This window comes from Streptomyces sp. NPDC048411 (genome assembly GCF_040704695.1).
In the GTDB taxonomy this organism is placed as follows: Bacteria; Actinomycetota; Actinomycetes; order Streptomycetales; family Streptomycetaceae; genus Streptomyces.
Genome location: NZ_JBEZKL010000017.1, coordinates 1 through 24,381, shown reverse-complemented (window position 1 = coordinate 24,381; position 24,381 = coordinate 1). Strand labels below are relative to the sequence as shown.

The following is a 24,381-nucleotide window of genomic DNA, read 5'->3' as shown; positions in this document are numbered from 1 at the left end:
AGTGCCGTTGTCGGCGCCGCGTTCGACGATCAGGGTGATCTGTACGTCTCGGCACTGGTCATCAATACGAACGGGGAGCTCGTCACCCGCTACGACAAGCAGCACCTGTTCACGTCGGAACGCGAGATCTATTGCAACGGTGCGGCCGGATGCACCCTTCAGCTCGAGGGCTGGCGCCTGGGACTGGGTACCTGCTACGACTCCGGCTTTCCCGAGCACGCGCGTGCGGCGGCGCTGGACGGCTGCCACGCCTACGTCGTCGACGCCCTGTTCAGCGTCGGCAATGGTTACCACGAGTCGCGCACATGGTTCCCGGCACGGGCCCTGAACAACACCTGCTACGCCGTGCCGGCCAATCACATCGGCACTACGGGGGCTGGAAGGCCTGCGGCTCCAGCACCATCTGGGGCCCGGACGGGCGGCCGCTCGCCGAGGCCGGCACGGATCAACCGGAGCTGATCACCGCCGACCTCGACCCGCAGGTCTGGGCCTTCTTGAGCCCTGGCTGTTGACCGGCCGGCGGGCCGGTCAGCGTTCGCCGGCCAGGTCGAGATCACCCTGGAGGGTGTCGGCCGAGGGCACGTCCACGGGCTTCGGGCGGCGCCAGGGGCGGGCAATCGGCGGGGAGACCGCGCGCCACCACCGATCGACCGGCAGAACGCCAGCGGGCTCGAAGGGCTCACCCGGGCACGGGACCGCCACGGGCTGGCCGACTTCCTCGGCCGCGTCCATCGTCCACTCCCCCGGCTCCGCCCAGGGATGGAGCGCAAGGTTGAAGGTGCCCCAGTGGATCGGTAGCAGCACACCATGCGGCCTCGATCCCTGCAGGTCAAGGTGCGCCTGCACCCCCTGCGCAGGCGTCATGTGAATGTCCGGCCACGCGCCAGGCAGCGGCCTGTAGTCCGTGTGGTTCCTGGGCCAGTACTCGGAGTAGGCGCCGATCTGGATCATCGTGGCGTCGAACGGGCCGTGCTCGGCGCCGATGTCCTTGAAACCGGGGAAGTAGCCGGTGTCCCCGCTGTGGTAGATCCGGTGCTCCGGGCCCGCGACGGCCCAGGACGCCCAGAGGGTGTGCTGCTGGTTGCGCAGGCCGCGCCCGCAGAAGTGCCGGGCGGGGGTCGCGGTCAGGCTGATCCCGGCGATGCGCGTGGTCTCGTTCCAGTCGAGCTCGCGCACCCGGTCGGCGGACACGCCCCAGCGCTCCAGGTGGGCTCCGACGCCGAGCGGCACGGCGAAGACTGTGTCCGAACCCGCCAGGGACTGAATCGTCGGCAGGTCGAGGTGGTCGTAGTGGTCGTGGGAGATGACGACCGCGTCGACCGGGCCGAGCGCGGCGAGCGGCAGAGGAACGGGGTGCAGCCGCTTGGGCCCGGCAAACGCGAAGGGCGAGCAACGCTCGCCCCACACCGGGTCGAACAGCACCCGGCGGCCGTCGATCTCGGCCAGCACGCTCGAATGACCCATCCAGGTGAGCCGCAGCCCCGTGGCGGGCGGCGCGGCGAGGTCGGCGAGCGTGGTGGCGTGGACGGGTACCGTGCCGGTCGGTGTCCTGCGGGCCCGCTCCTCCTTGTGGAAGAAGACCTTCGCGAACTCCGGCATGGAGCCGGACGGCATGGTCCGCGCCCCCATGGGGTTCTGGAAGACGCCGTCGGCGAAGTTGGGTGAGCGCCGGATGCGCTCCATGCGGTCGCCGTCGGGGTCGGCGCCGAATGCGGCAGGTCGCAGCGTACGGAGCCGGGTGCGGAGCGGCTGCAGGGAGTCAGCGCCAGTCACAACATCTCCTGAGGGAGTCGGTGTCGCTTCATTATGAGCAGGGGGTACGACCGTGCGAGTAGGAGACGGCCAGGGGAATGAATGACGGCCGGACCTCGCAGCCTCAGCCACGCGGCTGCCCGTACACATGCTCCACGTGCAGTCGCAGGACGATCCGCCGGTCGCGGACCATGGCACTGCGGTAGTCGTCCCAGTCGGGGTGCTCGCCCTGCACGTCGCGGTAGAGCGTGATCAGCTCCTCCACGGTCGCGTCGTGCGGATCGGCGGCGACCGGCGACAGCTCGGCGGTCCCGTCCGCGACCGTCCAGGCCCAGCGGTCCTTGCTGGTGACGTGGTAGCTCGCCCTGGGATCGCGCCGGAGGTTCCGCGTCTTCGCCCTGTCCTCGGTGATCGAGACGCGGATGATGCGCTCCTCGGGCCGGTAGAAGTGATTGACATTGGACAGCTGGGGCCGGCCGTCCCGCTTCAGCGTCACGAGCACCCCGTCGTTCTCCTCGGCGATCAGCCGGAGGAGCGCGTCCTGCTCTGCATCGAATCCCGTCATGCCGGAACCAACGTCCGTACCCGTCACAGGATTCCGCGATCCACCGCTCTGCGATGTCACATCCGGCAGCGCCCGGCCGTCGCAACCGTGACAGCAGCCGTCGGCATCCCCAGGAGAGCGCCCTGGTGGAGCTGACGACCATGGTCGCCGTGGAGAACATGCGCTCGCGGACGAACTCCGCACTGGGTCTGACCAGCCAGGGCTTCAAGGACCCGTGCGAGGTGCCGCGCCCCGCCGCCCTCTGACGGTCGCACTTCCGCCACTGAACACCGATTCAGCAAAGATCGGATTGACAGGGGCGCTCCCGCCTCTCAATACTGACTGGCGATTCAGTAAATCGACCTGTGGGTGGAGGGAGGCGGCATGCCCGAGCAGCCGAGGCCGACCTCATTGACCGGTGGCGAAGCCGTGGTTCGCGCACTGGCGGAGCACGGTGTGACGCAGGCGTTCGGGATTCCGGGAACGCACAACCTGGAGATCTACCGGCATCTAAACCCGTACGGCATCGCACATGTCACCCCGCGCCACGAGCAGGGCGCGGGGTACGCCGCCGATGCGTACGCGCGGGTCACCGGACGCCCCGGTGTGGCCATCACCACCACCGGTCCGGCGCTGCTGAACATCGCGGCGGCGGTCGGCCAGGCGTACTCGGACAGCGTGCCGCTGCTGGTCGTCTCGCCCGGCATGCCGCTGCGTCACCCGCGCCAGTCGACCGGCCTGCTGCACGAGATGCGCAGCCAGACCGAGGCGCTCCGGGGGGTCTCGGCCTTCAGCCACCGGGTGTCGACGGTCGAGGAGATCTTCTCCGCGGTGGCGCGCGCCTTCACACTCTTCCGCACCGGGCGCCCGCGCCCGGCCCACATCGAGGTGCCGCTCGATCTGCTGGAGACAAGGGAACCGGCGGGTCCGGTGCGGCTCGCCCCGCCGACGCCCGCGACCTGCCCGTCCGGGCCCGCGCTGCGGGACGCGGCGCGGGCGCTGCGGTCGGCCCGGCAGCCCGCACTGGTCCTCGGCGGCGGTGCCAGGAACGCCGCGGCGCAGTGCCTGACGCTGGCCGAGGAGCTGGGTGCGCCGGTGGTCACCACCGCCAACGGCAAGGGGATCGTCGACGAGACGCACCCGCTGTCGCTCGGGGTGTCGCTGCACAGCCCGTCCGTACAGCAGTGGCTGGCCGGGTGCGATGCGGTGCTGGCCGTGGGCACGGAACTGGCCGAGTCCGATCTCTGGTCCGCGCCGCCCGTGCTGCGCGCCACCCTGATCCGGATCGATGTCGACCCGGATCAGATGTACGCGGGACTGCCCGCGCAGCTGCCGCTCGTCGGCGACGCCCGCACGACCCTGGAAGCCCTGCGGCAGCAACTCGCCGAGACCCACGGCGCCCCGGCCTCCGGGGCTCTGGCCTCCGGGGTTCCGGACCGGCCCGGTGCCCTACGGGCGCTGCGCGGCAGGCGGGACGCGGAGACCGCGGAGCGCGATGCCCGCTGGCTGCCGTATCTGCAGGCCGTACGAACCGTCCTGGACGCGGACGCGATCCTGACCTCGGACAGTGCGCAGTGCTGCTACTACGGCGCGATCCCGCATCTGCCGGTGGGTCCGGCGGGGCGCTATCTCCATCCGACCGGCTTCGGCACGCTCGGCTATGCCCTGCCCGCCGCAATCGGTGCGAAGACCGCCTATCCCGCCCGTCAGGTGGTGGCGCTGAGCGGTGACGGCGGGCTGCAGTTCTCCGTGCAGGAACTCGCCACCGCCGCCCAGCTGCGACTGCCGCTGCCCGTCGTGGTGTTCGACAACGGCGGTTACGGCGAGATCCGCGACGAAATGGCGGCGCGCGGCGACACCCCCACGGCGGTCGATCTGCCGTCCGTCGACCTCCCGGCGCTGGCCCGCGCGTACGGCGGCCACGGTGTCCACGCCGATTCACCCGAGGCGCTCACCCCCGCCCTGTCCCGGGCCCTGACCACCCCTGGGCCCACCCTGATCACTGTGACCGAGGAGACCCCCCGATGACGACGTCGACGATGCCCGCGTCCCCGACCACCCCGCCGGCTCCGCTGATCTCACTGACCTGGACGGACCATGTCACCGGACGCCAGGGTCATCTGGTCGTCGACCGGCTGGTGCGCGGTGTGTCCAGCGGCGGGCTGCGGATGCGGGAGGGCTGCACGCTCGACGAGGTGGCCGGACTCGCCCGTGGTATGACGATGAAGGAGGCTCTGCACTTCGACGCAGACGACGCACAGGCCCGCTACATACCGCTCGGCGGCGCCAAAGGCGGCATCGACTGCGACCCGCGCGCCCCGGAGGCGTACGGGGTACTGGTGCGGTATCTGCGGGCCGTGCGCCCGTACATCGAGAACATCTGGACGACCGGTGAGGATCTCGGGCTGACGCAGGACCTCGTCGACCGGGCGGCCGCCGAGGCCGGGCTCGTCTCCTCGGTCCAGGCCGTCTATCCGCTGCTCGACGACGAGACGGCGGCGCGGCAGCGACTCGCCGATGCGTTCGCCGTCGAGGTGGACGGCATCGGGCTCGACGAGCTGGTCGGCGGCTGCGGGGTCGCCGAGTCGGCGCTCGCCGCGCTGGACCGGGCGGGCGTGGCGTACCCGGAGGTGCGCGTGTCCGTGCAGGGGCTCGGCACGATGGGCGGGGCGACTGCGCGGTTCCTGGCGCGGGCCGGGCTGAAGGTCGTCGCCGTGGCGGACATCAAGGGCACCATCGCCAACCCGGCGGGCCTCGACGTCGAGGCGCTGCTCACCGCCCGCGACGCGTACGGAACGGTGGACCGCGGTGCGCTGCGGGACGGGGACCACGAGCTGCCCGCCGACGCCTGGCTGGCCCAGGAGGCGGAGGTGCTCGTCCCGGCAGCGGTCTCGTACGCCATCGATGCCACGAACCAGGCTCTGATCACCGCCCGTTGGGTGGTCGAGGCGGCGAACATGCCGGTGCTGCCGGAGGCGGAGGCGCTGCTCGCCGGGCGCGGGATCACCGTGCTGCCCGATGTGGTCGTCAACTCCGGTACGAACGCCTGGTGGTGGTGGACCCTGTTCGGCGACATCGGCGCCGACGCCGAGGAGGCGTTCGGGCACACCCGTCGCTCGATGCGCGCCCTGATCGACCGGATGCTGGCCCGCGCCGAGGCCGACGGCTCCACGCCCCGTGCGGCGGCCCATGCGCTCGTCGCCGAACGGCTGCCGGTGATGGCCGAACGGTTCGGCTGGTACCGGTGACGCTCCACGGGTCTTCTCTCAACTCCCCCTGATCGAAAGGGCTTACGGCGAACAGCTGCCATGGCAGCTTCCCGGGGGATCGCGTCACGGGTCGGTTTCGGCACGGATGCCGGGAACACCGGGCTGGTCGCACCGAGCTCCCCGCGGCGGCACGCACGGCCGACGGCAGGGGGAAGGTGACGGTGCCCGCGGTGGGCACCGCGAAGGTCGCCCTGCGCACCGCCGTCACGGACACCTCGGGTGCCTCGCTGACGGAGACCCTGATCGACGCGTACAACTCCGGCTGCGCCGATATCTGGTGCTGACCGGCGCCGAAGCCCCCAGGTGACAGGTGGTGAGCAGGGGGCGGGGCCGGTGCGGTCCCGCCCCCCACCCGTCCGGGACCGGCGCATTGGTTAGGGTGACGCCGTGGCAAGAGTGCGATTGAGCGTGGCTGAACGACGCGAGGAGTTGCTGCGCGCTGCCGTCGAACAGATCGAGGTGCGCGGTGTCGCGGCGGTACGGATCGCCGATGTGGCCTCCGTGCTCGGCGTGAGCAACGCCCTGGTGCTCTACCACTTCTCGACGAAGGAGAAGCTGGTCGCAGCCGCCTTCGCGCATGCGGCCGAGGCGGACCTCGCCCATCTGCGCAAGCTCCTGAGCCGCCGCACGAGTGCGGTACGGCGGTTGCGCGCCGCCGTCCGCTGGTACGCACCGACCGGGCAGGCCAAAGGCTGGCGGCTGTGGATCGAGGGCTGGGCTGCCTCGCTCCGGGACCCGGCGCTGCGCAATGTGGCCGGCGATCTCGACCAGCAGTGGAAGGCGGAGCTGGCCGAGGTCATCGAAGAGGGCGCCGCCGCGGGTGAGTTCCATTGCGACGACCCGATGTCCGTGGCCTGGCGACTGACCGCCCTGCTGGACGGCCTGGCCGTCCAGATGACGTCGTACGCCGGTCCGCTCTCCCGGGCCACGATGCTGGCGTGGACCGACGAGGCACTCGCCCGCGAACTGGGCATCGACCACGCGGCGCTGACGGCCTGACCCGGCCGGCCGCTCCGCCTCCTTCGCTGCCTTCCGCCCTGTCGGCCGATCAGGTCTGACGCAGAGGCGCGTACACCTCTGCGTCCAGGCCGAAGGTCCAGGCGACGCCGTCCTTCGCGGTGCGGGTCGCAGGCGGTACCCGCAGCCAGTACGTACGATGGGTCCCGTCGGGCTCCGGGGTGGAGTTGACCACCTCGACCATCACCACGTCCTCGTCGCCGTCCAGTGCGATCCGCCACAGGACGCCCGTCTCGTCCCGGTGCACCGGGACGGCGCCCGACTCGGTGAGGTAGCGGTCGTAGCCGTAGAACTCCAGCATGATGCGGCGCAGCTCCGCGTTCTCCTCCTCACGTATCCGCTCCGGGGTCAGCGCCGTCAGTTCCGCGAGGAATTCGGCAGGAACGGGCATGCCGCGCCAGGCGTACAGCGCGAACCCGTCGCGGTACGAAAGGGCAGGGCCGTCCCCGCGGTCGAGCCGGCCCGCCTCGTCGCGGTGGAGCGTCGCCGGGCGTTCGCTGATCACCACGGTGCGCTCGTACGGCCACCACCAGCCCGCGTGCCGGGCCACCTTCGCCAGGCCGACGAGCCGGTCCCCGCGACCGTCGAACGCGGCGAGCCACGCCGCGTCGTGCTGGCCGAGGACCGCGTCGAGCAGCACCAGGCGTACCTCCGACTCGTCCTCGGGGCTTTCGGCGAGGGCCGAGACGACACCGGTCCGTATCCGCTCGGCGAGCGCGGCCGTGGTCTCCCAGAGCTGGGCGCCCGTGGCCGACCAGAGAGAGGACCAGCCTGCCGGGCCCAACTCGTCGTACATCCGGCGCCGTTCCTCCGCCCATGGGCGGGTCCGCACCTCGTCGCGCACCGAGCGGCCCGCGTCGACGAGCTTCCCGACCGCCTCGACGGCCGCCTTCGGCGAGTCGGCCCAGACAATCTGCTCCGGCTCGGCCAGTCCCGCGCTGCGGTAGGCGAGGCGGACCCCGTCCTCGGCCGCCCCCCGGTCCGCCGCACCGGTCGCCGCTGCCACGGTCCGCCATGAGTCCACGTACTGCATCGGTTGTCCCCGTCCCCTGTTCACTCTCTTGATCTCTGCTGTTCGCTGCCTGCCCGGCGTGTTCGCCGTGCCGCCCGGTGCCTGTCCGCTCCGTCGCGCGCTGCCTGCCCGGACCCGGTCGGCTCAGTCCGCGACGATGCGGACCGCACCCGGTGCGTACTCCCGCTGGCGCACAACGCGGTACCAGCCCTTCGGCAGGGGTATCGCCGCATGCTCCTCGTGCACCACCCTCCCGCCGTCGGGGAGATGGAGCAGCATCGGGCCGAAGGCGCCCGCCTCGCGCATCAGCCGACCGGGCCCCTGGACTGCGTGCGCATGACCGGTGACCTCGCCCAGCGCGAGCACCATCCGCCCGCGGGCGTCCCTCGGCTCCCCCGGCGCGTCGGCCAGGTGCGCGGGCACCTCGGACTCGTCCAACGACACGATCAGTACATCGCCCTGCCGGTACACAGACGTCTCCCTTCCAGAGTGGCACCCGCTGTGCCGACCCTGGAGAAAACGCTAAGGGGAGGGTCTGACAATCGGTCACAACCGATCCCGCCCGCCGCGTTGTCAGTGGGGCTTGATAAACCTTGCGGACATCAGCCGTCCCCCAGTCTCAGGAGCTCAGGGTCATGTCCGGTGTGGATCATCTGCACGAGTTGCTCGGCCTGCCGGCCGTCGACTTCCGGCACGCGACGAACGAAGCCCCGGCGCAGGCCGCCGATGCCGCGGCCTGGCGTATCGCGGTCGACCCGTACGACGACGAGTCCGAGATGACCTGGGAGCAGGCGTTCCAGGCATTTCTCGCTGCTGTCGACCCTGCCGGCGTGCGGGCCCTGATCATCGGCCAGTGGGGCGAGTCGTACGAGGAGACGTCGTCCTACCCGATCGATCTCGTGATCGCCGCCGCCGACCGGCTGACCTCGCTGGAAGCCGTCTTCGTCGGCGACATGACGGCCGAGGAGAACGAGATCTCCTGGATCGAGCAGTCCGACGTCACCGCGCTGCTGGGGGCGTTCCCCGGTCTGCTGGAACTGGGCGTGCGCGGCGGTACGGGCCTGGAGTTCTCCCCGACGAAGCACGAGCGGCTGCGTTCGCTGACCATCGAGACGGGCGGGCTGCCGGCCGGAGTGATCCGCGGCATTCTGGACAGCGAGCTGCCCGCGTTGGAACGGCTCGATCTCTGGCTCGGTGTCTCCGCGTACGGCGGCGACGCCGAAGTCGCGGACCTGGCCCCGCTGCTCTCCGGCTCGCGCTTCCCCCGCCTGCACCACCTCGGTCTGCGCAACAGCGAGGTGCAGAACGAGATCGCGACGGCCGTCGCGGGCGCCCCGGTCGTCGCCCAGCTGCGCACCCTCGATCTGTCGCACGGGACGCTGGGCGACGAGGGTGCGGCCGTGCTGCTCGAAGGCCAGCCGCTGACCCATCTCGAACGGCTCGATCTGCACCATCACTTCCTCACCGCGCCGATGGAGCGCCGGATCAAGGAGGCGCTGGAACCGCACGGTGTGCAGGTCGATGTGTCCGAACGCGAGGAACCCTGGGACGACAACGGGGCCGAGGGCCGCTACACCGCGGTTTCGGAGTGACGCCCCATGACTGACATCGACCATCCCGAGACCTTCCACGGCCTGCCGGTCCTCACGCTGCCCGGCCCCGGCCTGCCGCGCACCGGTCCGCTTCCGGCGGCGGACGCGGTCGCCTGGCGGCTGGAGAGCGCCTGGCAGGGCAGTCTGACGTTCGCCACTCTGTGGCACCACTTCCTCGACACGGTCGACACCACCCAGGTGCGAGCCCTGCTGATCGGCCCGTGGTGGCAGGAGGAGTACGAGCCGTTCGCCCCCGTTGTCGACCTGCTGGCGGACCACGCGGACCGGTTCCCATCCCTGCGGGCGCTCTTCCTCGCCGATGTCGTCAGCGAGGAGTGCGAGCTCTCGTGGCTGGAGATGGCCGACATCACCCCAGTGTTCGAGGCGTTCGGACAGCTTCAGGAGCTGACGGTGCGCGGCTGCGGTGAGCCGATGGCCGACCGGCAGACCCTTGATCTGCGACCGGTGCGGCACGAGGCGCTCACCTCGCTGCGGTTCGAGTCCGGCGGCCTTCCGTCGGCCGTCGTGCGGGCGGTCGGGGCGTCGGAGCTGCCCACGCTGGAGCACCTCGAACTCTGGCTCGGCGTCGCCGAGTACGGCGGGGACGCGACGGTCAAGGACCTTGCGCCGCTGCTCTCCGGTGCCGCGCTCCCGAGCCTGCGCCATCTGGGTCTGCAGAACAGTGAGATACAGGACGAGATCGCGGCCGCGGTGGCGTCCGCCCCGGTTGTCGCCCAGCTGGAGTCGCTCTCCCTGGCGATGGGCACGCTCGGGGACCTCGGAGCCGAGGCGCTACTCGCGGGCCAGCCGCTCACCCACCTGACCTCGCTGGATCTGCACCACCACTACATCAGTGCCCCCTTGGTGGACCGCCTCGAAGGACTGCTCGGTGCCGACCGGGTCCATGGCGAACCGAACGAGGTGGAGTACTGGGATCCGGATGAGGACGACGAGCGCTATGTCGCAGTCACCGAGTAGGGCGGGCGGCCCGGCGGTGCGCTTCGCCGTTGTGGGAGTTCCCGGCAACCGCCGGGTCACACTCTTCCGGGACGCCGTACGCGCCGCCGGGCTACCGGCCGCGCGCGTGGTGCCCTGGCTCGACGTCCTGGGCGGCAAGGCCGTTTTCCGGCCGGGCGAGACCGTACGGATGGACTCGCCCGGTGAGGACGCCGAGGTCGAGCGGTTGCTGCGCTCGGTGGACGATCCGACGAGGGTCGAGGGCACCGCCCTCTGGTACACCCGGTTCACCGGAGCGGTGCGGACGGTCGCGCGGGCGGCCGGAGCGGTCGGAGCGGAACTGCTCGACGCCCCGGGCGATATCGCGGTGCTGTTCGACAAGCGGCTGTGCCATGCCGTGCTGGACGGCGCCGGGGTCCCTGTACCGGCTTCGCCGACCTCCGGCTCCGCGGCGCCCGTGGTGCGCGACTGGGCGGATGTGCGCGAGCGGATGGCTCAACACCGCATGCCACGGGCCTTCGTGAAGCTGGCGCACGGCTCGTCCGCCTCGGGGGTGCTGGCCGTGGAGACGGCAGGTCCCGGCCGGGTGCGGGCGACCACGTCGGTGGAACGCGACACGTCCGGACGGCTCTTCAACTCGTTGCGGGTGCGCCGCTGCACGACGGAGCGCGAGGTGGCGGCGGTCGTCGACGCGCTCGCACCGGACGGACTGCACATCGAGCGCTGGCTGCCCAAGGCATCGCAGCGAGGGCGCTCGGCCGACCTTCGGGTCCTGGTGGTGGCGGGCCGCGCCACCCATGCCGTCGTACGGACCAGCCACTCCCCCATGACCAATCTTCACCTCGGCGGCGAGCGCGGAAGCCTCGACGAGGTCCGCGCGGCCGTCGAGGCGGCGGGCGGCAGCTGGGCCGAGGCCCTGGCCGTGTCCGAGCGCGCCGCTGCCTGCTTCCCGGACACGCTGTGTGTGGCCGTCGATCTGCTGCCCGCGACCGGCTGGCGGCGGTTCGCCGTCGGCGAGGTCAACGCCTTCGGCGACCTGCTGCCACGCCTGACCGGGCTGCCCGGCAGCGGCTTCGAGGGCCTGGACACCTATGCGACGCAGGTCGTCGCCGTACTGAACAGAGCAAGGAACCACCGTGCAAGCGCCACCCCCTGACACCGGACGGGCCGTCGCCGACATCCGCGAAGCGGACGCCGCTCCCTCGGAACACGCCGGGAATCCGGACATGAGCGAGATCGTGGGCAGTCACGATCTGCTGCTCATCACCCTCGACACCCTGCGCTACGACGTGGCGGCGGAGCTGGCCGCCGCCGGACGCATCCCGCATCTGGCCCGCCATCTGCCGGGCGGAGTCTGGGAGAAGCGGCATGCCCCAGGCAGCTTCACCTATGCTTCGCACCAGGCGATCTTCGCGGGATTCCTGCCGACGCCCGCCGCCCCCGGCCCGCATCCCCGGCTGTTCGCGGCACGCTTCGCGGGCAGTGAGACCACCGCTTCCCGGACCTTCGTCTTCGACACCCCCGATCTGGTGTCCGCTCTCGCCGGAGCCGGTTACCGCACGGTGTGCATCGGAGGCGTCGGCTTCTTCAACCGGCAGGGCCCGCTCGGTTCCGTGCTGCCGGCCATGTTCCAGGAGAGCCACTGGGAACCCGAGTTCGGCGTCGCGTCACCCACCTCCTTCGAAGCCCAGGTGGCGCGGGCGGAGCAGGTCGTCGCGGGGCTGCCCGCCGAACAACGGCTGTTCCTCTTCGTCAACGTGTCGGCGCTGCACCAGCCCAACTGGTTCCACCAACCCGGCGCCACCCGCGAGTCGGGTGACTCCCGCGCCACGCACGCCGCCGCCCTGGAGTACGTCGACGCACACATCGGCCGGCTCCTTGCCGCCGCGAGCAGCCGCCGGCGCTGCTTCGCCATCGTCTGCTCCGACCACGGCACGGCGTACGGGGACGACGGCTACACCGGTCACCGGCTCGGCCACGAGTCCGTCTGGACCGTTCCGTACGCGCACTTCTTCCTGGAACCGGGGGCCACCGCACGATGACCAGTCCGCGCACCGCCCGCCCGTACCAGAGCTACGTCTACGCCTATCCGCACAAGACTGCGTACCGCCCGCTCACCGACCACCCCGTCGGCCGGCCCGCGCTGCGCGAGCTGTGGGCGGGAGAGCGCAAGGACGCGCTCTCGCTCTATCTCCACATACCGTTCTGCGAAGTCCGCTGCGGTTTCTGCAACCTCTTCACCCGGATCGGCGCCCCCGACGAGCTGACGACCCGCTATCTCGACGCACTGGACCGGCAGGCCACCGCCGTGCGTGACGCACTGGGTGACGACGAGCCGGTGCGGTTCGCCGCGGCGGCGTTCGGCGGCGGCACCCCCACCTTCCTGACGGCCGCCGAGCTGGAGCGGCTCTGCGACATCGCGGAGAAGCGGATGGGCGCCGACCTGCGGTCCGTGCCGCTGTCGGTCGAGACCTCGCCGTCGACCGCAACGACCGACCGGCTGGCCGTCCTCGCCGACCGCGGGACGACCCGGATCAGCATCGGCGTACAGAGCTTCGTCGACGCCGAGGCACGCGCGGCGGTCCGCCCGCAGCGCCGCGCCGATGTGGAGGCGGCGCTCGGCCGGATCCGGGACGCACGCATCCCGGTCCTCAACATCGACCTGCTCTATGGCATCGACGGACAGACCGAGATCAGCTGGCGTTCCTCTCTGGACGCGGCACTCGCCTGGCAGCCGGAGGAGCTGTATCTCTATCCGCTGTACGTGCGCCCGCTGACCGGACTTGGCCGGCTCGGCGCCGACGCCGAAGCAGCGGCGGACGCGGCCTGGGACGAGGAGCGGCTGCGGCTGTACCGGGCGGGCCGGGACCATCTCCTCGCCCACGGCTACGAGCAGGTGTCGATGCGGATGTTCCGCCGCGCCGACGCCCCGCAGCAGGGCCCCGCCGACTACGCGTGTCAGACGGACGGCATGATCGGGCTGGGCTGCGGCGCACGCTCGTACACCAGTCGGCTGCACTACTCCTTCGACTACGCGGTGGAGATGCGGGAAGTGCGGGCGATCATCGACGGCTACACCGTCACCGAGGACTTCTCCCGCGCGGAAGTGGGGCGGTATGTCGACGGCGACGAGGCGCGCAGGCGCCACCTTCTGCAGTCCCTCCTTCAGGCCGGGGGGCTGCAACTGGCTGAATACCGCGAGCGGTTCGGCACCGCTCCCGGTGACGACTTCCCAGATGAGCTGGACCGGTTCGAGGCGCGCGGCTGGCTGGACGGGTCTGCCGTGGCGTCCGGGCTGCTACGGCTCTCGCCCGAGGGGCTCGCCCACTCCGACGCGCTGGGTCCCGAACTGTTCTCCCCCGCTGTACGGGCCGCGATGGCCGCGTACGAACCGAAGTGAGCACTCCCATGGATCTGACGATCCTCTATCGGGGTCCCCTGGCGTCGTGCGACTACGACTGCCCGTACTGTCCGTTCGCCAAGCGGCGCGACAGTCCGGAGCAGCTCCGTGCCGACCGCGCCGCGCTGGAGCGGTTCACCGCGTGGGCGGCGGCGCAGACCAGGGACAGAGTCTCCGTGCTGTTCACGCCATGGGGCGAGGGGCTGGTCCGTTCCTGGTACCGCCGCGCGTTGGTGGAACTGGCGCAGCTGCCGCACATCGGCCGGGTCGCGATCCAGACCAATCTCAGCGGTCGTACACGGTGGCTGGCCGAAGCCGGTGGAGCCGACCGCGACAAGATCGCGCTGTGGTGCACGTACCACCCGGGGCAGACACCGTACGACCGTTTCCTCGCCAGGTGCCGGGAGCTGTCCGCCCTCGGTGTCCGGTACAGCGTCGGTGTCGTCGGTCTCGAGGAGCATTTCGACGAGGCGCGGCGGCTCCGTACCGACCTGCCCGACGAGGTCTATCTCTGGGTCAATGCCGCTGAGGGGCAGAGCTACACGGACGAGGATGCGGACCGCTGGACGGCCCTCGACCCCCTCTTCCCGTACAGCCGTCACCCGCACCGCTCGGCAGGCATGCCCTGCCGGACCGGCGAGTCCGTCATCTCGGTGGACGGCGACGGCACGGTGCGCCGCTGCCACTTCGTCCCGGCCGAGCTCGGCAACCTGTACGACGGCAGCTACCGGCGTGCGCTCGGCCCGCGGGCCTGTCCGCTCACCGTCTGCGACTGCCACATCGGCTATGTGCATCTGGAGACGCTGCCGTTGTACGACGTCTTCGCGGGTGGCGTCCTGGAGCGCATACCGGCCCGACGCCCCGGCATACCGGCGCCCTCGGGGCGCCGGTTCCTGCCGGTTTCCCCCGTCGCCGGACAGGCCTGAGAGGCAGAAAGGGAACGGGCCCGTCCGGCCGATGAGGCCGAAGCGAGGACCTAAAGCGGCAGGAGGTCCGGCCGCTTCGCCTCGACGTTGTCGCCGGAGGACTCGCCACGCAGCCGCCGCCCTATCCACGGAACCAGGTACTCACGCGCCCAGTGGATGTCGTCGCGCCGGACCTCCAGCGTGCCGCGCTGTGCCTGCGGGGGCCACTCCTGGTCGGGGTCGGCCGGCACATCGAGGCCGAGGACCTGGGCGGCGCGCAGCGCGACCCGGGTGTGCCCCTCGGGCGACAGATGGAGCCGGTCGTCGTCCCAGGCGCGCCGGTCCTGCACGGACTTCAGCGACCACAGGTCGAGGACCGGGCAGTCGTAGCGATCGGCGATGGAGCGCACATGGGCGGTGTACGTGGCGATCTTGCCGCGCAGATGGCGCAGGACGGGAACGCCGCGGGTGTCGAAGCCGGTGGTCACCAGGACGGTGCCGACCGAGTCGGTGAGCTCGGCGACCGCGCGCTCGAAGCGCTCGGCCACGTCGTCGGGGTCGGTGCCGGGCCGGATGATGTCGTTGCCGCCCGCGCAGAAGCTCACCAGATCGGGGGCGAGCTCCTTGGCGCGCGGTACCTGCTCCTCGACGATCTGGTCGAGGAGGCGTCCGCGTACGGCGAGATTGGCGTACCGGAAGTTTCCGTGCGCGGAGCCCTCGGGGCTCGTCGCCGCGTCGGGGTCCGGGAGCTGGTCCGCGAGAAGTACCGCGAAACGGTCCGCCCAGCCGACGAAGGTTCCGTCCGGGCCGGGGTCTCCGACTCCCTCGGTGAAGCTGTCGCCAATCGCTGCGTACGACCCGATGGCGCCATGCCGGTTGATGACGCCACGTTGATTGTTTCTCGAATCGTCTGCCACAAGCGCACATCCTGCACCGCCGAATGTGACCTACGCGACCGTAATAAGGGGTTGACGGGTGGTGAGATAGACCACCCGGTCAGGTTTTGGTAAACGGGGAATAAGCGAAGGGGCGGCGCGCCGCTGCGCACCGCCCCTTCACCGAGCCGACCGGATCAGCCGTGGATCAGACGTAGATCCCGTGCGAGGCCAGGTAGGCGATCGGGTCGATGTCCGACCCGTACGCCGGGCCGGTGCGGATCTCGAAGTGCAGGTGCGGGCCGGTGGCGTTGCCGGTGGCACCGGAGAGGCCGACCTGCTGGCCTGCGGTCACGGTCTGGCCCGCAGAGACGGAGAGCGAGGACATGTGGCCGTACTGCGAGTAGTGGCCGTCGGCGTGCTTGATGACGACCTGGTTGCCGTACGCGCCACCCCAGCCGGCGGTGACGACCGTGCCGGAGGTGATCGCCTTCACGCTGGTGCCGGTGGCGACCGGGAAGTCGATGCCCGTGTGGCTGCCGCTGGACCAGTTGGAGCCGGAGGCGCGGTAGGCGGTGGTGTGGTTGCCCGGGACCGGGTGGACGTAGCCGGAGCTGTTGCTCTGGCCGGCCGAGGCGGAGGCCGGGGTGGTCTTGACGGAGTCCGAAGCCTTGGACTGCGACGCGGACTTGTCGGCCGAGGAGGTCGACGGAGCCGGGGCGGACTGCGTGGTGTCCGTCGTCGCGGCGGAGCCGGCCGCCTTGCCGCCGAGCGTCAGCTTCATGTCCGGGAGGATCAGGCTCGGGTTCTCGCCGACGACCGCGCGGTTGTCCTGGTACAGCTTCTGCCAGCCGCCCTCGACCTGCTGCTCGGCGGCGATCTTCGACAGGTTGTCACCGGCGACGACGGAGTACGTCCGGGTCTCGACCTGCTTCTTCGCGACCGGAGCGGCCTCGACGGCGGCGTGCGTGGCTGCCGACTGCGCGGTGGGCGCGGCCTGCTCCGCGGCGTGGGCACCGGTGGCGCCGAGCAGCGGAAGGGCGATGACGGCCCCACCGGCACCGATGGCGGCGACGCCACGGGCGATCGTGCTGGACTTGGTACGGCGATGCTTACCCGATGCGGGCATGAAGAATTTCCTCTCCGGCGCCTACGAGGTGAGCTGTCGGGTTCGGGCTGGAGATGCCCGGTCGCAGTTCGCGACTTCACCCCGAGCCGGCCGGATCTCTCCGGGCGGCGGCTTACCTGGTTCCCCCGCTCCTGCCACACGTGAGTGGGTGCGAATTCCGGGCGGCGGCAGGATTAGGCGGTCCGTCCGGATTGAGGGTGACCGTAGGCGAGCGAGGGCGACGGAAACAAGCCACCCATTACTCAACGGAATCCGCGCCGGGAAATCGGCGCGGAATCCTGGTCACCCTCCGTGGATTACGGATCTTGGCTTTCCGCGCGACGTCCGGAATACCCATCCGTGGCGCCACCACACACCGTCACGAATATGATCCCGCTCACGAGGAGGGCGTCATCTCCCGTAGAAATAGGCAATGTTCCACTAAAAGACGCAATACGGACATGTCACGAGCGTTCGCCACGTCGGAGCCTCAACACCTTCGCGTCCAGGTTCCCCCTCAGCCCGGTGTGCAGACCCTGATGCAGCAGCACGGCACCGTGGTGGACCGCCCCGGTGTCCAGGTCGGTGTAGGTCGCCGCGGGGTCGAGCCCGCGCAGCCGTAGGGCCGGCGGCCGCTCCCCGTACCGCTGTGCCTCCAGCCACATCAGCACCACGGCCTCGTTGCCGTGCACGTACTGCACGGCGCTGAGCCCACCGCGCGGGGCACGCAGCCGGTACAGCGCGCCGTGCTGCACCGCGGGACGGATCTCCTTGTAGAGATCCACCCAGCTCCGCGCCTCGGCCAGCTCCTCGTCACTCCACTCGGTGAGATCCCCGCCGACCCCGAGCACCCCGGCCATCGCGCTGACGAAGCGGAAGCGCAGCGAACTGACCCTGCTGTTGAGCTGGACATTCGGACTGTCGGTGACCCAGGCGGCCATCACCCGCGCCGGATGGATCTGTCCGAAGCCTTCCTGGATGGCGAGACGGTCGAGCGGGTCGGTGTTGTCGGAGGTCCACACCTGGTCGGTACGGGCGAGGATCCCCAGATCGATCCGGCCACCGCCGCCCGAGCAGGACTCGAAGGCGACGCCGGGGTGGGCGGCCCGCAGCCGGTCGATCAGGGCGTAGAGCGCGTCCACATGCGCGATCCAGAGCTTCTGCGGATAGCCCTCGCCCGGCCAGCCCACATCGGTGAAGCAGCGGTTGAAGTCCCATTTCACATAGTCGATCGGGGCGCTGGAGAGCAGCCTGTCGAGCTGCTCCCACAGATGGTTCTGCACATCGGTCCGGGCCAGATTGAGCACCAGCTGATGACGGAATTCGGTCCGGGTCCGCCCAGGGAAGTGCTGCACCCAGTCGGGGTGCGCGCGATACAGATCACTGTCGGCGTTCACCATCTCCGGCTCGACCCAGATGCCGAACTGCATGCCGAGTCCGCGCACTTCGTCTGCGAGCGGCTTCAGCCCGCCGGGGAATCGCGCGGGGTTGGGGGTCCAGTCACCGAGTCCGGCCCGGTCGCTGGTTCGCTGGCCGAACCATGCGTCGTCCACGACGAACAGCTCGACGCCCATCGCCGCGGCACGCTCGGCGAGGGCGCGCTGCTGGTCCTCCGCGATGTCGAAGCCGGTCGCCTCCCAGGAGTTGTAGAGCACCGGCCGCAGGCTCTCGGCGTCCGGGACGACATGGGCCAGTTGCCAGGCGTGCCAGGACCGGCTCGCCCCGCCGAACCCTTCGGCGCTCCACAGCCCGGCGAACACCGGTGTGGTGTACGTCTCCCCCGGTGCGAGCCGCAGCAGCCCGGAGTCGTCGTATCCGGCGCCTCCGGTGATCTGCACGAGCCCGTCGGGAAGCTGCGCCACCGCGATCCGCCACGAGCCGGACCAGCCGAGCGCGCAGCCGTACACCTCGCCGCCCTCCTCGGTGGCGGCGCCGTCCGCGTCGAGCGCGACCCAGGGCAGGAACTGGTGTCCGGTGTGGCCGCGCCTGCTGGAGAGGACCTTCTCGCCGTACGTCAGCTCCGACCGTACGAGCTGTGTCTCGGCCGCCCAGCGGCCGTGCAGCTGGCTCAGCCGCCAGCTGTCGCGGGCGGGCAGCGCCCAGGCCGCCGCGTCGGCGCGCAGCAGCTCCAGCGGCGGACCGTCAGGACCGGTGTGGGTGACGGTGGCCCAGCGCTCGATGACATCGGAGTCGTCCCGCATCCGGTAGTGCAGCGTGAGCGGGAGCCGCTGCACGGAGTCGGCGAACGCGATACGGAGTTCGTCGCCGTCCACGGCGGCCCCGGCGAACGCCCATTCGGTGCCACGGACTTCGGGGGTGCGTACGGAGAGAGCGGGCCGGACGAAGCGGGGGCCACCCTCGACCGGGTACTCCTCGCGGCCGTCCAGCTGCGACTCGAAGCCCCGCAAGGGCGGCTCGGGCGCGGCGGCGAGGGCCTCGGCGGCCGCGAGGGAGATCCGCGGCCCCCAGTGCAGATGGAGTAGTTCGTCCCGGCCGGTGAGGTGCAGCGCGTAGCTGCCGCTCGCGCCGGTCAGCAGCCAGGTCCGCCCCTGCTCACCTGTCTCGATCATGTCGTCCCCGCATTCCCACAGTTCCGCACATCATCGACCGCCGACCGACGGCCGGGCAACGCCCGTGCGAGGGGAATTCCATGGGGTGTTCAGCAGGAAACGGCCGAGATGACGGCCAGAGAATTCAATGTCGTATCGTCGCAGGAACTGACCTCGCCGGCGAGCCGCGCCGACGCCAGACACTCCAGGAGACACCGTGACGCAGCAGGTGCCGCAGGTCCCGTCGGCGGAACCCGAGCTGGCAGGTGTGCGCAACTTCCGCGATGTGGGCGGACTGCCGACCGTGGACGGCCGCCGGGTGCGGCATGGACGGCTCTTCCGCAGCGGTCACCTCGCGCATGCCACCGACGAGGACGCCGCGTTCCTCGGCGGCCTCGGGCTGCACACGATCTTCGACTTCCGCAATGCGGCGGACCACAGGCTCGAAGGCCCGGACGTGGACCTGCCGGGCGTGCGGAATGTGAACATTCCGCTCTCCGACCCGGCCGACGGCACCGAGTTCTGGCGGATGGTCCGCGACGGCGACATCGCACAGCTGCGCTCGGTCCTTGGCGACGGCAAGGGAGCGGCGCAGATGACCGCCTCGTACAAGTCGATCATCAGGGACCGTACCGCCGAGCACAGCCGGGTGCTGCACGCCCTGGCCGAGGACAGCGTTCCCGCTCTGATGCACTGTGCGGCCGGCAAGGACCGTGCCGGTCTCTCGATCGCGGTTTCGCTGCTGGCGGTCGGCGTCGAGCGCGAGGCCATCGAGGCCGACTACCTGAAGTCCAACGATCCTCACCGCCGGTACAAGGTCCGGCGCACCGACACCTCGGCGACCGGGATGTCGCCCGAGGTGATGGAACTGCTCAGCCCGCTCTTCGACGCCCGAGCCGAATACCTCGCCGAGGCCTTCAGCACCATCGAGGAGACCTGGGGCAGCACGGACCGCTATCTCGCCGAGGGCCTGAAGCTGACACCGGAGATCCTGGAGCGGCTGCGCGGACGGCTCCTCGAAGAGGCGTAGCCGGACCGCACACCGGCCGAGGTCAGCCCTTTCCGGCCACCGCGAAGAGCAGGTACAGGAAGGCGGCGAAGATGTGTCCGGCGATGAGATAGGCGAACAGCCTGATCACCACGCCGCGCGGAAACTTCCGCTCCTGCGCGTCGTAGTTCTTCCGGGACTTCGGGGTGAGCGGATCGAAGTTCTCTGAATCGGACATGACAGTCCTCTCTGGTGACCGGCCGGGCCGGTCTCAGCGGCGGTGGGTACCGCTACCGAGGCACAGCTCGGCGGCGGGGCTCTGCAACAGGGTGTGGACGAAGAGCAGCTCGGATCCGTCGCGGTCCACGGCGGCGATCCGGTGCGGGGTGAGCGAGTCGAAGTGGGCGCTGTCGCCCGGGTCGAGATCGTGCACGGTGTCGCCGAGGCTCACCCGCAACCGCCCGGCAAGGACGTACAGCCACTCCTCGCCGGGATGGACCCGCACGAGATCGCCCTGGGCGCCGTACGGGACCCGGACGCGCAGGGCCTGCATCGCCCGGCCGGACCCGCCGGCCTGCTGGTACATCCAGCCGTCGGCCTCGGCCCCCTCGAACCGGCCACCGCGGACGATTGCGTCACGTTCGGGGGCGATCTCGCCGAGCAGCTCGGAGACCGTCGTACCGTAGATCCTGGCAAGTCCGAGGAGCATGGGCAGCGACGGCTGCCTCCGGCCCGTTTCGAGCCGGGACAGATGGGCCGGGGACAGCCCGGCGTGCTGGGCGGCGGCCTCCAGGGTCAGACCACGGCGGCGGCGCAGATCGCGCAGGCGTGGCGCGACGCCGGGCAGCTCGTCGGCCACTCCTCCATCGGGAGAGTTCATATACCTATTGGGCCAGGATCCTGCCTCAGAGGCAAATGTTTTACCTCTGAGGCAAACCAGGCTCAGCGGTTGGCGACGGTCTGTCTGACCAGCGTTCTTCCGAAGTCCCACATCAGCCCGCCGCCGCTGTGCGCGTCATCCATCACCGCCGTGAACGCGGTCACGAACCGGTCCACCTCCGGCTCCCCGATGACCAGCGGCGGAATCAGCTTGATCACTTCCAGATGGTCGCCGGAGACCTGGGTGAGGATCCGGTGCTTCTGCAGGAGCGGCACGACGACCATCTGCGCGAAGAGACCCTTGCGGGCCGCCTGCAGCACGGTCCAGCGGCTGCGCAGCTTCAACGAACTCGGCCGGCCGAACTCGATGCCGATCATCAGCCCGCGGCCACGGACCTCGTGCAGCAGTTCGTAGCGGCCGGTGAGCGCGGCGAGCCGCTCACGCAGCAGATCACCGCTGCGGTGGGCGTTCGCGACGATCTCCTCGTCCTCCATCACCGCCAGGACCGCGAGCCCCGCCGCCATCGCCTGGGCATTGGAGCCGAAGCTCGCCGAGTGGACCAGCACCCGGTCCATCGAGGAATAGACGCGTTTGAAGATCCAGTCCTTCCCGAGGGTCGCCCCGACCGGCACATAGCCGCCGGAGAGCGCCTTGGCGACACAGACCAGGTCGGGTTCGACGCCTTCCTCGTGCTGGTACGCGTAGAACTCTCCGGTCCTGCCGAGACCGGTCTGCACCTCGTCGGCGATGAGCAGCGCCTTGTGCCGGTGCAGCAGCTCCTGTGCGGCGCGCAGGTAGCCGGGCGGCGCCTCGTGGACGCCCTTCCCCTGGATCGGCTCGACGACGAGCGCCGCCACATCGCCCCGTCTCAGTTCGCGCCGCAGTGCGTCGAGGTCGCCGAGCTCGACGGCGGTGTCGGGGAGCAGCGGTGCGAAACCGTCCCGGAAACCCGATTCGCCGTTGACCGAGAGCGAGCCGGCGGTCAGGCCGTGGAAGGCGTGGGTGCAGTAGAGAATGCGGGGCTTCCCGGTGGCGTACCGGGCGAACTTCAGCGCGGTCTCGACGGCTTCCGTACCGCTGTTGCCGAAGAAGACCCGGTCCAGATGCGGACTGTGGGTGAGCAGCTTCTCGGCCAGCAGCCCGGGCAGTGGCTGACAGTCGAAGCGGGTGAGGTCGGCGAGCGAGGCGTCCATGACGTCGTGCAGTGCCTTGCGGACGACTGGGTGGTGGCGGCCCAGACCCATGACGCCGAAGCCGGCGAGCATGTCGAGGTAGTCGTTGCCGTCCGCGTCCCAGAAGTGAGCGCCCTCGGCCCGCTCGTACACCTTGTCGAAGCCGATGGTGTGCAGCATCCGCGGGAGCTGGTGGTTGAGGTATTTCGTGTGCAGCTCGTACCGCTCGGCCCCGCGTTCCGCGAGGAGCTGCGCTAGATCGAAGCCCTTGGGCCCGTCGTCCTTCATTCCCCGCTCTCCTCAATCCCCCGGGCCGCTTCCTTGGCGGCGAGCGCGCCGCTGATCCGGCCGGCGATCTCGACCGGTGTGAGCCCGATGTCGGCCAGCACCTCCACACGCTTGCCGTGCGCGAGGAACTGCTCGGGGATACCGAAGGTCCGCAGCGGGACGTCGACCCCGGCATCGCGCAACGCCTGCCCGACCGCCGAACCGACGCCTCCCGCCCGGCTGTTGTCCTCGACGACGGCGACCATCCGATGGCGTGCGGCGAGTGGGGCGAGCTGTTCGTCGACCGGCTTCACCCAGCGCGGGTCGACGACCGTGCAGCGGATCCCGCCGCCCGAGAGCAGGTCGGCGGCCTGCAGGCAGACGGAGGCGAGCACACCGACCGCCACGATGAGCACGTGGGGGTCGTCGGCGCGGTGCAGTACGTCCATGGCGCCGACGCGGCCTGTCGCCGGTACCGGCTCCCCCACCGACTCCTTGGGGAAACGCAGCACGGTCGGTGCGTCGTCGACGGCAACGGCCTCGCGCAGCTCCTCACGGAGCCGTTCCGCGTCACGCGGGGCGGCGATCCGCAGCCCGGGCACGACCTGGAGCACGGACATGTCCCACATGCCGTTGTGCGAGGCGCCGTCGGGACCGGTGACCCCGGCCCGGTCGAGGACGAACGTCACCCCGCACCGGTGCAGGGCGACGTCCATCAGCAGCTGGTCGAAGGCGCGGTTGAGGAAGGTGGCGTAGACGGCGACGACCGGGTGCAGTCCCCCGGTGGCGAGCCCCGCCGCGGAGACCGCCGCGTGCTGCTCGGCGATGCCGACGTCCCAGATGCGCTCGGGGAACGCCTCGGCGAACTTCGTCAGCCCGACGGGGTGCAGCATCGCCGCGGTGATGGCGACGACATCCGGCCGCTCGGCGCCGATCGCGGCGACCTCGTCCCCGAACACCGAGGTCCACGACGGACTCACCAGCGGGGCGAGCGGTGCGCAGGTCAGCGGGTCCATCGCGCCGACGGTGTGGAACCGGTCGGCCTCGTCCCGCAGTGCGGGCGCGTAGCCGCGGCCCTTCTCGGTGAGGCAGTGCACCAGCACCGGGCCGTGGAAGCGTTTCGCGCGGCGCAGCGCGGATTCGACGGCTGCGATGTCGTGCCCGTCTATCGGCCCGACGTACTTGAGCCCCAGGTCCTCGAACATGCCCTGGGGGGCGAAGGTGTCCTTGAACCCCTTCTTCGCGCCGTGCAGCGACCCGTACAGCGGCTGTCCGACCACCGGGGTGCGCTGCAGGACGTCCTTGCCCCACGTCAGGAAGCGCTCGTACCCGTCGGTGGTACGGAGGGTGGCCAGGTGGTCGGCGAGCCCGCCGATCGTCGGGGCGTACGAGCGCTCGTTGTCGTTCACCACGATGATGAGCGGCCGGTCCGGGGCCGCCGCGATGTTGTTGAGCGCCTCCCAGGCCATGCCGCCGGTGAGCGCGCCGTCCCCGATGACGGCGACGACGTGGTCGGGGCGGCCGAGCACCTCGTTCGCCTTGGCCAGGCCGTCCGCCCAGCCGAGCACGGTCGAGGCGTGCGAGTTCTCGATGATGTCGTGCACGGACTCCTCGCGGGAGGGGTAGCCGGACAGGCCGCCCTTGCCGCGCAGCTTGGAGAAGTCCTGCCGCCCGGTGAGCAGTTTGTGCACGTAGCTCTGGTGCCCGGTGTCCCACAGGATGCGGTCCACCGGTGAGTCGAAGGCCCTGTGCAGAGCGATGGACAGCTCCACCACCCCGAGGTTGGGCCCCAGATGTCCACCGGTCCTGGCCACCGCCTCGACCAGGAACTTCCTGATGTCCTCGGCGAGTTCGTCGAGTTCCGGTCCGCTCAACGCCTTCAGGTCGCGCGGTCCCCGGATGGTCTCCAGAATGGTCACGCTCGGGCCCCCTCTCCGGTCCTGTCTCAGCTCACGGTGACGGCGGGGACGCCCGACGGTGTCCCCGCATCGTCCATGCCCTCGGCGATCTTCAGGGCTTCCTCGATGAGCGTCTCGACGATCTTCGACTCCGGAACGGTCTTGATGACCTCGCCCTTGACGAAGATCTGCCCCT

21 protein-coding genes, 3 pseudogenes and 1 riboswitch are annotated in these 24,381 nt (G+C 70.6%); of the genes and pseudogenes, 12 read left to right on the top strand and 12 right to left on the bottom strand.

Annotated features, from left to right (window positions below; genetic code table 11):
* Positions 1-39 precede the first annotated feature (39 nt).
* A pseudogene (locus AB0915_RS09295) lies at positions 40-512 on the top strand (carbon-nitrogen hydrolase family protein).
* A 16-nt stretch (positions 513-528) separates the two neighbouring features.
* Here AB0915_RS09295 and AB0915_RS09290 read toward each other — a convergent pair.
* Both AB0915_RS09290 and AB0915_RS09285 read right to left on the bottom strand, forming a co-directional pair.
* Complete coding sequence (locus AB0915_RS09290) at positions 529-1,773, bottom strand: MBL fold metallo-hydrolase (RefSeq protein ID WP_366690487.1); 1,245 nt, start codon at positions 1,771-1,773, stop codon at positions 529-531.
* 103 nt (positions 1,774-1,876) lie between these two features.
* Complete coding sequence (locus tag AB0915_RS09285; protein ID WP_366690486.1) at positions 1,877-2,317, bottom strand: PPOX class F420-dependent oxidoreductase; 441 nt, start codon at positions 2,315-2,317, stop codon at positions 1,877-1,879.
* Between the two features lie 113 nt (positions 2,318-2,430).
* On the opposite strand from AB0915_RS09285, the pseudogene AB0915_RS09280 reads away from it, so the two are divergent.
* The 4 genes and pseudogenes from AB0915_RS09280 to AB0915_RS09265 all read left to right on the top strand — a co-directional run.
* Positions 2,431-2,562 (top strand): annotated as a pseudogene (locus AB0915_RS09280) (carboxymuconolactone decarboxylase family protein); the annotation flags it as partial.
* A 118-nt stretch (positions 2,563-2,680) separates the two neighbouring features.
* Positions 2,681-4,324, top strand: coding sequence for a thiamine pyrophosphate-dependent enzyme (locus AB0915_RS09275; protein ID WP_366690485.1), 1,644 nt, complete (start codon positions 2,681-2,683; stop codon positions 4,322-4,324).
* Positions 4,321-5,544, top strand: a complete 1,224-nt coding sequence (locus AB0915_RS09270; RefSeq protein WP_366690484.1) for a Glu/Leu/Phe/Val dehydrogenase dimerization domain-containing protein — start codon at positions 4,321-4,323, stop codon at positions 5,542-5,544. Before AB0915_RS09275 ends, AB0915_RS09270 begins: the two co-directional genes overlap by 4 nt.
* A gap of 429 nt (positions 5,545-5,973) precedes the next feature.
* Positions 5,974-6,564 (top strand): TetR/AcrR family transcriptional regulator, encoded by a 591-nt coding sequence (locus AB0915_RS09265; RefSeq protein ID WP_366690483.1) that lies wholly within the window; start codon positions 5,974-5,976, stop codon positions 6,562-6,564.
* Positions 6,565-6,613: 49 nt separating this feature from the next.
* Here AB0915_RS09265 and AB0915_RS09260 read toward each other — a convergent pair whose 3' ends face one another.
* Together AB0915_RS09260 and AB0915_RS09255 are read right to left on the bottom strand one after the other, a co-directional pair.
* Entirely contained in the window at positions 6,614-7,615 is a 1,002-nt protein-coding gene (locus tag AB0915_RS09260) for a DUF6745 domain-containing protein (protein WP_366690482.1), read from the bottom strand.
* Between the two features lie 123 nt (positions 7,616-7,738).
* A complete protein-coding gene (locus AB0915_RS09255) occupies positions 7,739-8,065 on the bottom strand; it encodes a hypothetical protein (protein WP_366690481.1) in 327 nt (108 codons plus the stop codon).
* 164 nt (positions 8,066-8,229) lie between these two features.
* Between AB0915_RS09255 and AB0915_RS09250 the strand changes: the two genes are divergently transcribed.
* The 6 genes from AB0915_RS09250 (at position 8,230) to AB0915_RS09225 (ending at position 14,469) form a co-directional block, all read left to right on the top strand.
* On the top strand, positions 8,230-9,186 hold the full coding sequence (locus AB0915_RS09250; protein ID WP_366690480.1) for an STM4015 family protein: 957 nt from the start codon (positions 8,230-8,232) through the stop codon (positions 9,184-9,186).
* Between the two features lie 6 nt (positions 9,187-9,192).
* Positions 9,193-10,164, top strand: coding sequence for an STM4015 family protein (locus tag AB0915_RS09245; protein WP_366690479.1), 972 nt, complete (start codon positions 9,193-9,195; stop codon positions 10,162-10,164).
* Entirely contained in the window at positions 10,145-11,299 is a 1,155-nt protein-coding gene (locus AB0915_RS09240; protein WP_366690478.1) for an STM4014 family protein, read from the top strand. Before AB0915_RS09245 ends, AB0915_RS09240 begins: the two co-directional genes overlap by 20 nt.
* A 70-nt stretch (positions 11,300-11,369) precedes the next feature.
* On the top strand, positions 11,370-12,185 hold the full coding sequence (locus tag AB0915_RS09235; protein ID WP_366690532.1) for an STM4013/SEN3800 family hydrolase: 816 nt from the start codon (positions 11,370-11,372) through the stop codon (positions 12,183-12,185).
* Positions 12,182-13,543 (top strand): STM4012 family radical SAM protein, encoded by a 1,362-nt coding sequence (locus AB0915_RS09230; RefSeq protein WP_366690477.1) that lies wholly within the window; start codon positions 12,182-12,184, stop codon positions 13,541-13,543. The genes AB0915_RS09235 and AB0915_RS09230 overlap by 4 nt, the downstream gene beginning before the upstream one ends.
* Before the next feature lie 8 nt (positions 13,544-13,551).
* Positions 13,552-14,469, top strand: coding sequence for an STM4011 family radical SAM protein (locus AB0915_RS09225; RefSeq protein ID WP_366690476.1), 918 nt, complete (start codon positions 13,552-13,554; stop codon positions 14,467-14,469).
* Between the two features lie 50 nt (positions 14,470-14,519).
* Here AB0915_RS09225 and AB0915_RS09220 read toward each other — a convergent pair whose 3' ends face one another.
* From AB0915_RS09220 to AB0915_RS09210, 3 genes are all read right to left on the bottom strand, one after another.
* Positions 14,520-15,365 carry an SGNH/GDSL hydrolase family protein gene (locus AB0915_RS09220; RefSeq protein ID WP_366690475.1) on the bottom strand — a complete coding sequence of 282 codons (846 nt, stop codon included), beginning with the start codon at positions 15,363-15,365 and terminating at the stop codon, positions 14,520-14,522.
* A gap of 166 nt (positions 15,366-15,531) precedes the next feature.
* Complete coding sequence (locus AB0915_RS09215; RefSeq protein WP_366690474.1) at positions 15,532-16,452, bottom strand: LysM peptidoglycan-binding domain-containing M23 family metallopeptidase; 921 nt, start codon at positions 16,450-16,452, stop codon at positions 15,532-15,534.
* 3 nt (positions 16,453-16,455) lie between these two features.
* Positions 16,456-16,613, bottom strand: a riboswitch (cyclic di-AMP (ydaO/yuaA leader).
* Between the two features lie 282 nt (positions 16,614-16,895).
* Complete coding sequence (locus AB0915_RS09210) at positions 16,896-19,001, bottom strand: alpha-galactosidase (RefSeq protein WP_366690473.1); 2,106 nt, start codon at positions 18,999-19,001, stop codon at positions 16,896-16,898.
* A 196-nt stretch (positions 19,002-19,197) separates the two neighbouring features.
* Between AB0915_RS09210 and AB0915_RS09205 the strand changes: the two genes are divergently transcribed.
* A complete protein-coding gene (locus tag AB0915_RS09205) occupies positions 19,198-20,010 on the top strand; it encodes a tyrosine-protein phosphatase (RefSeq protein WP_366690472.1) in 813 nt (270 codons plus the stop codon).
* A gap of 22 nt (positions 20,011-20,032) precedes the next feature.
* On the opposite strand, the gene AB0915_RS09200 is transcribed toward AB0915_RS09205, so the two are convergent.
* The 5 genes and pseudogenes from AB0915_RS09200 to AB0915_RS09180 all read right to left on the bottom strand — a co-directional run.
* Entirely contained in the window at positions 20,033-20,206 is a 174-nt protein-coding gene (locus AB0915_RS09200) for a DUF6126 family protein (protein WP_366690471.1), read from the bottom strand.
* Between the two features lie 33 nt (positions 20,207-20,239).
* Entirely contained in the window at positions 20,240-20,848 is a 609-nt protein-coding gene (locus AB0915_RS09195) for an XRE family transcriptional regulator (protein ID WP_366690470.1), read from the bottom strand.
* A gap of 62 nt (positions 20,849-20,910) precedes the next feature.
* Positions 20,911-22,308, bottom strand: coding sequence for an aspartate aminotransferase family protein (locus AB0915_RS09190; protein ID WP_366690469.1), 1,398 nt, complete (start codon positions 22,306-22,308; stop codon positions 20,911-20,913).
* The gene (gene dxs / locus AB0915_RS09185) at positions 22,305-24,206 is read right to left on the bottom strand and encodes a 1-deoxy-D-xylulose-5-phosphate synthase (protein WP_366690468.1); all 1,902 of its coding nucleotides are present in this window, start codon (positions 24,204-24,206) and stop codon (positions 22,305-22,307) included. The genes AB0915_RS09190 and dxs overlap by 4 nt, the downstream gene beginning before the upstream one ends.
* A 26-nt stretch (positions 24,207-24,232) precedes the next feature.
* Positions 24,233-24,381 (bottom strand): annotated as a pseudogene (locus AB0915_RS09180) (4-hydroxy-3-methylbut-2-en-1-yl diphosphate synthase); the annotation flags it as partial.

Bases quoted from the DNA above. Each gene is read 5' to 3' on its own strand.
- AB0915_RS09235 (WP_366690532.1), top strand. From the start codon at position 11,370: ATGAGCGAGATCGTGGGCAGTCACGATCTGCTGCTCATCACCCTCGAC.
- AB0915_RS09275 (WP_366690485.1), top strand. From the start codon at position 2,681: ATGCCCGAGCAGCCGAGGCCGACCTCATTGACCGGTGGCGAAGCCGTG.
- AB0915_RS09190 (WP_366690469.1), bottom strand. From the start codon at position 22,308: ATGAAGGACGACGGGCCCAAGGGCTTCGATCTAGCGCAGCTCCTCGCG.
- AB0915_RS09215 (WP_366690474.1), bottom strand. From the start codon at position 16,452: ATGCCCGCATCGGGTAAGCATCGCCGTACCAAGTCCAGCACGATCGCC.
- AB0915_RS09240 (WP_366690478.1), top strand. From the start codon at position 10,145: ATGTCGCAGTCACCGAGTAGGGCGGGCGGCCCGGCGGTGCGCTTCGCC.
- AB0915_RS09245 (WP_366690479.1), top strand. From the start codon at position 9,193: ATGACTGACATCGACCATCCCGAGACCTTCCACGGCCTGCCGGTCCTC.
- AB0915_RS09260 (WP_366690482.1), bottom strand. From the start codon at position 7,615: ATGCAGTACGTGGACTCATGGCGGACCGTGGCAGCGGCGACCGGTGCG.
- AB0915_RS09200 (WP_366690471.1), bottom strand. From the start codon at position 20,206: ATGTCCGATTCAGAGAACTTCGATCCGCTCACCCCGAAGTCCCGGAAG.
- AB0915_RS09225 (WP_366690476.1), top strand. From the start codon at position 13,552: ATGGATCTGACGATCCTCTATCGGGGTCCCCTGGCGTCGTGCGACTAC.
- AB0915_RS09250 (WP_366690480.1), top strand. From the start codon at position 8,230: ATGTCCGGTGTGGATCATCTGCACGAGTTGCTCGGCCTGCCGGCCGTC.
- AB0915_RS09285 (WP_366690486.1), bottom strand. From the start codon at position 2,317: ATGACGGGATTCGATGCAGAGCAGGACGCGCTCCTCCGGCTGATCGCC.
- AB0915_RS09270 (WP_366690484.1), top strand. From the start codon at position 4,321: ATGACGACGTCGACGATGCCCGCGTCCCCGACCACCCCGCCGGCTCCG.
- AB0915_RS09195 (WP_366690470.1), bottom strand. From the start codon at position 20,848: ATGAACTCTCCCGATGGAGGAGTGGCCGACGAGCTGCCCGGCGTCGCG.
- AB0915_RS09210 (WP_366690473.1), bottom strand. From the start codon at position 19,001: ATGATCGAGACAGGTGAGCAGGGGCGGACCTGGCTGCTGACCGGCGCG.
- AB0915_RS09230 (WP_366690477.1), top strand. From the start codon at position 12,182: ATGACCAGTCCGCGCACCGCCCGCCCGTACCAGAGCTACGTCTACGCC.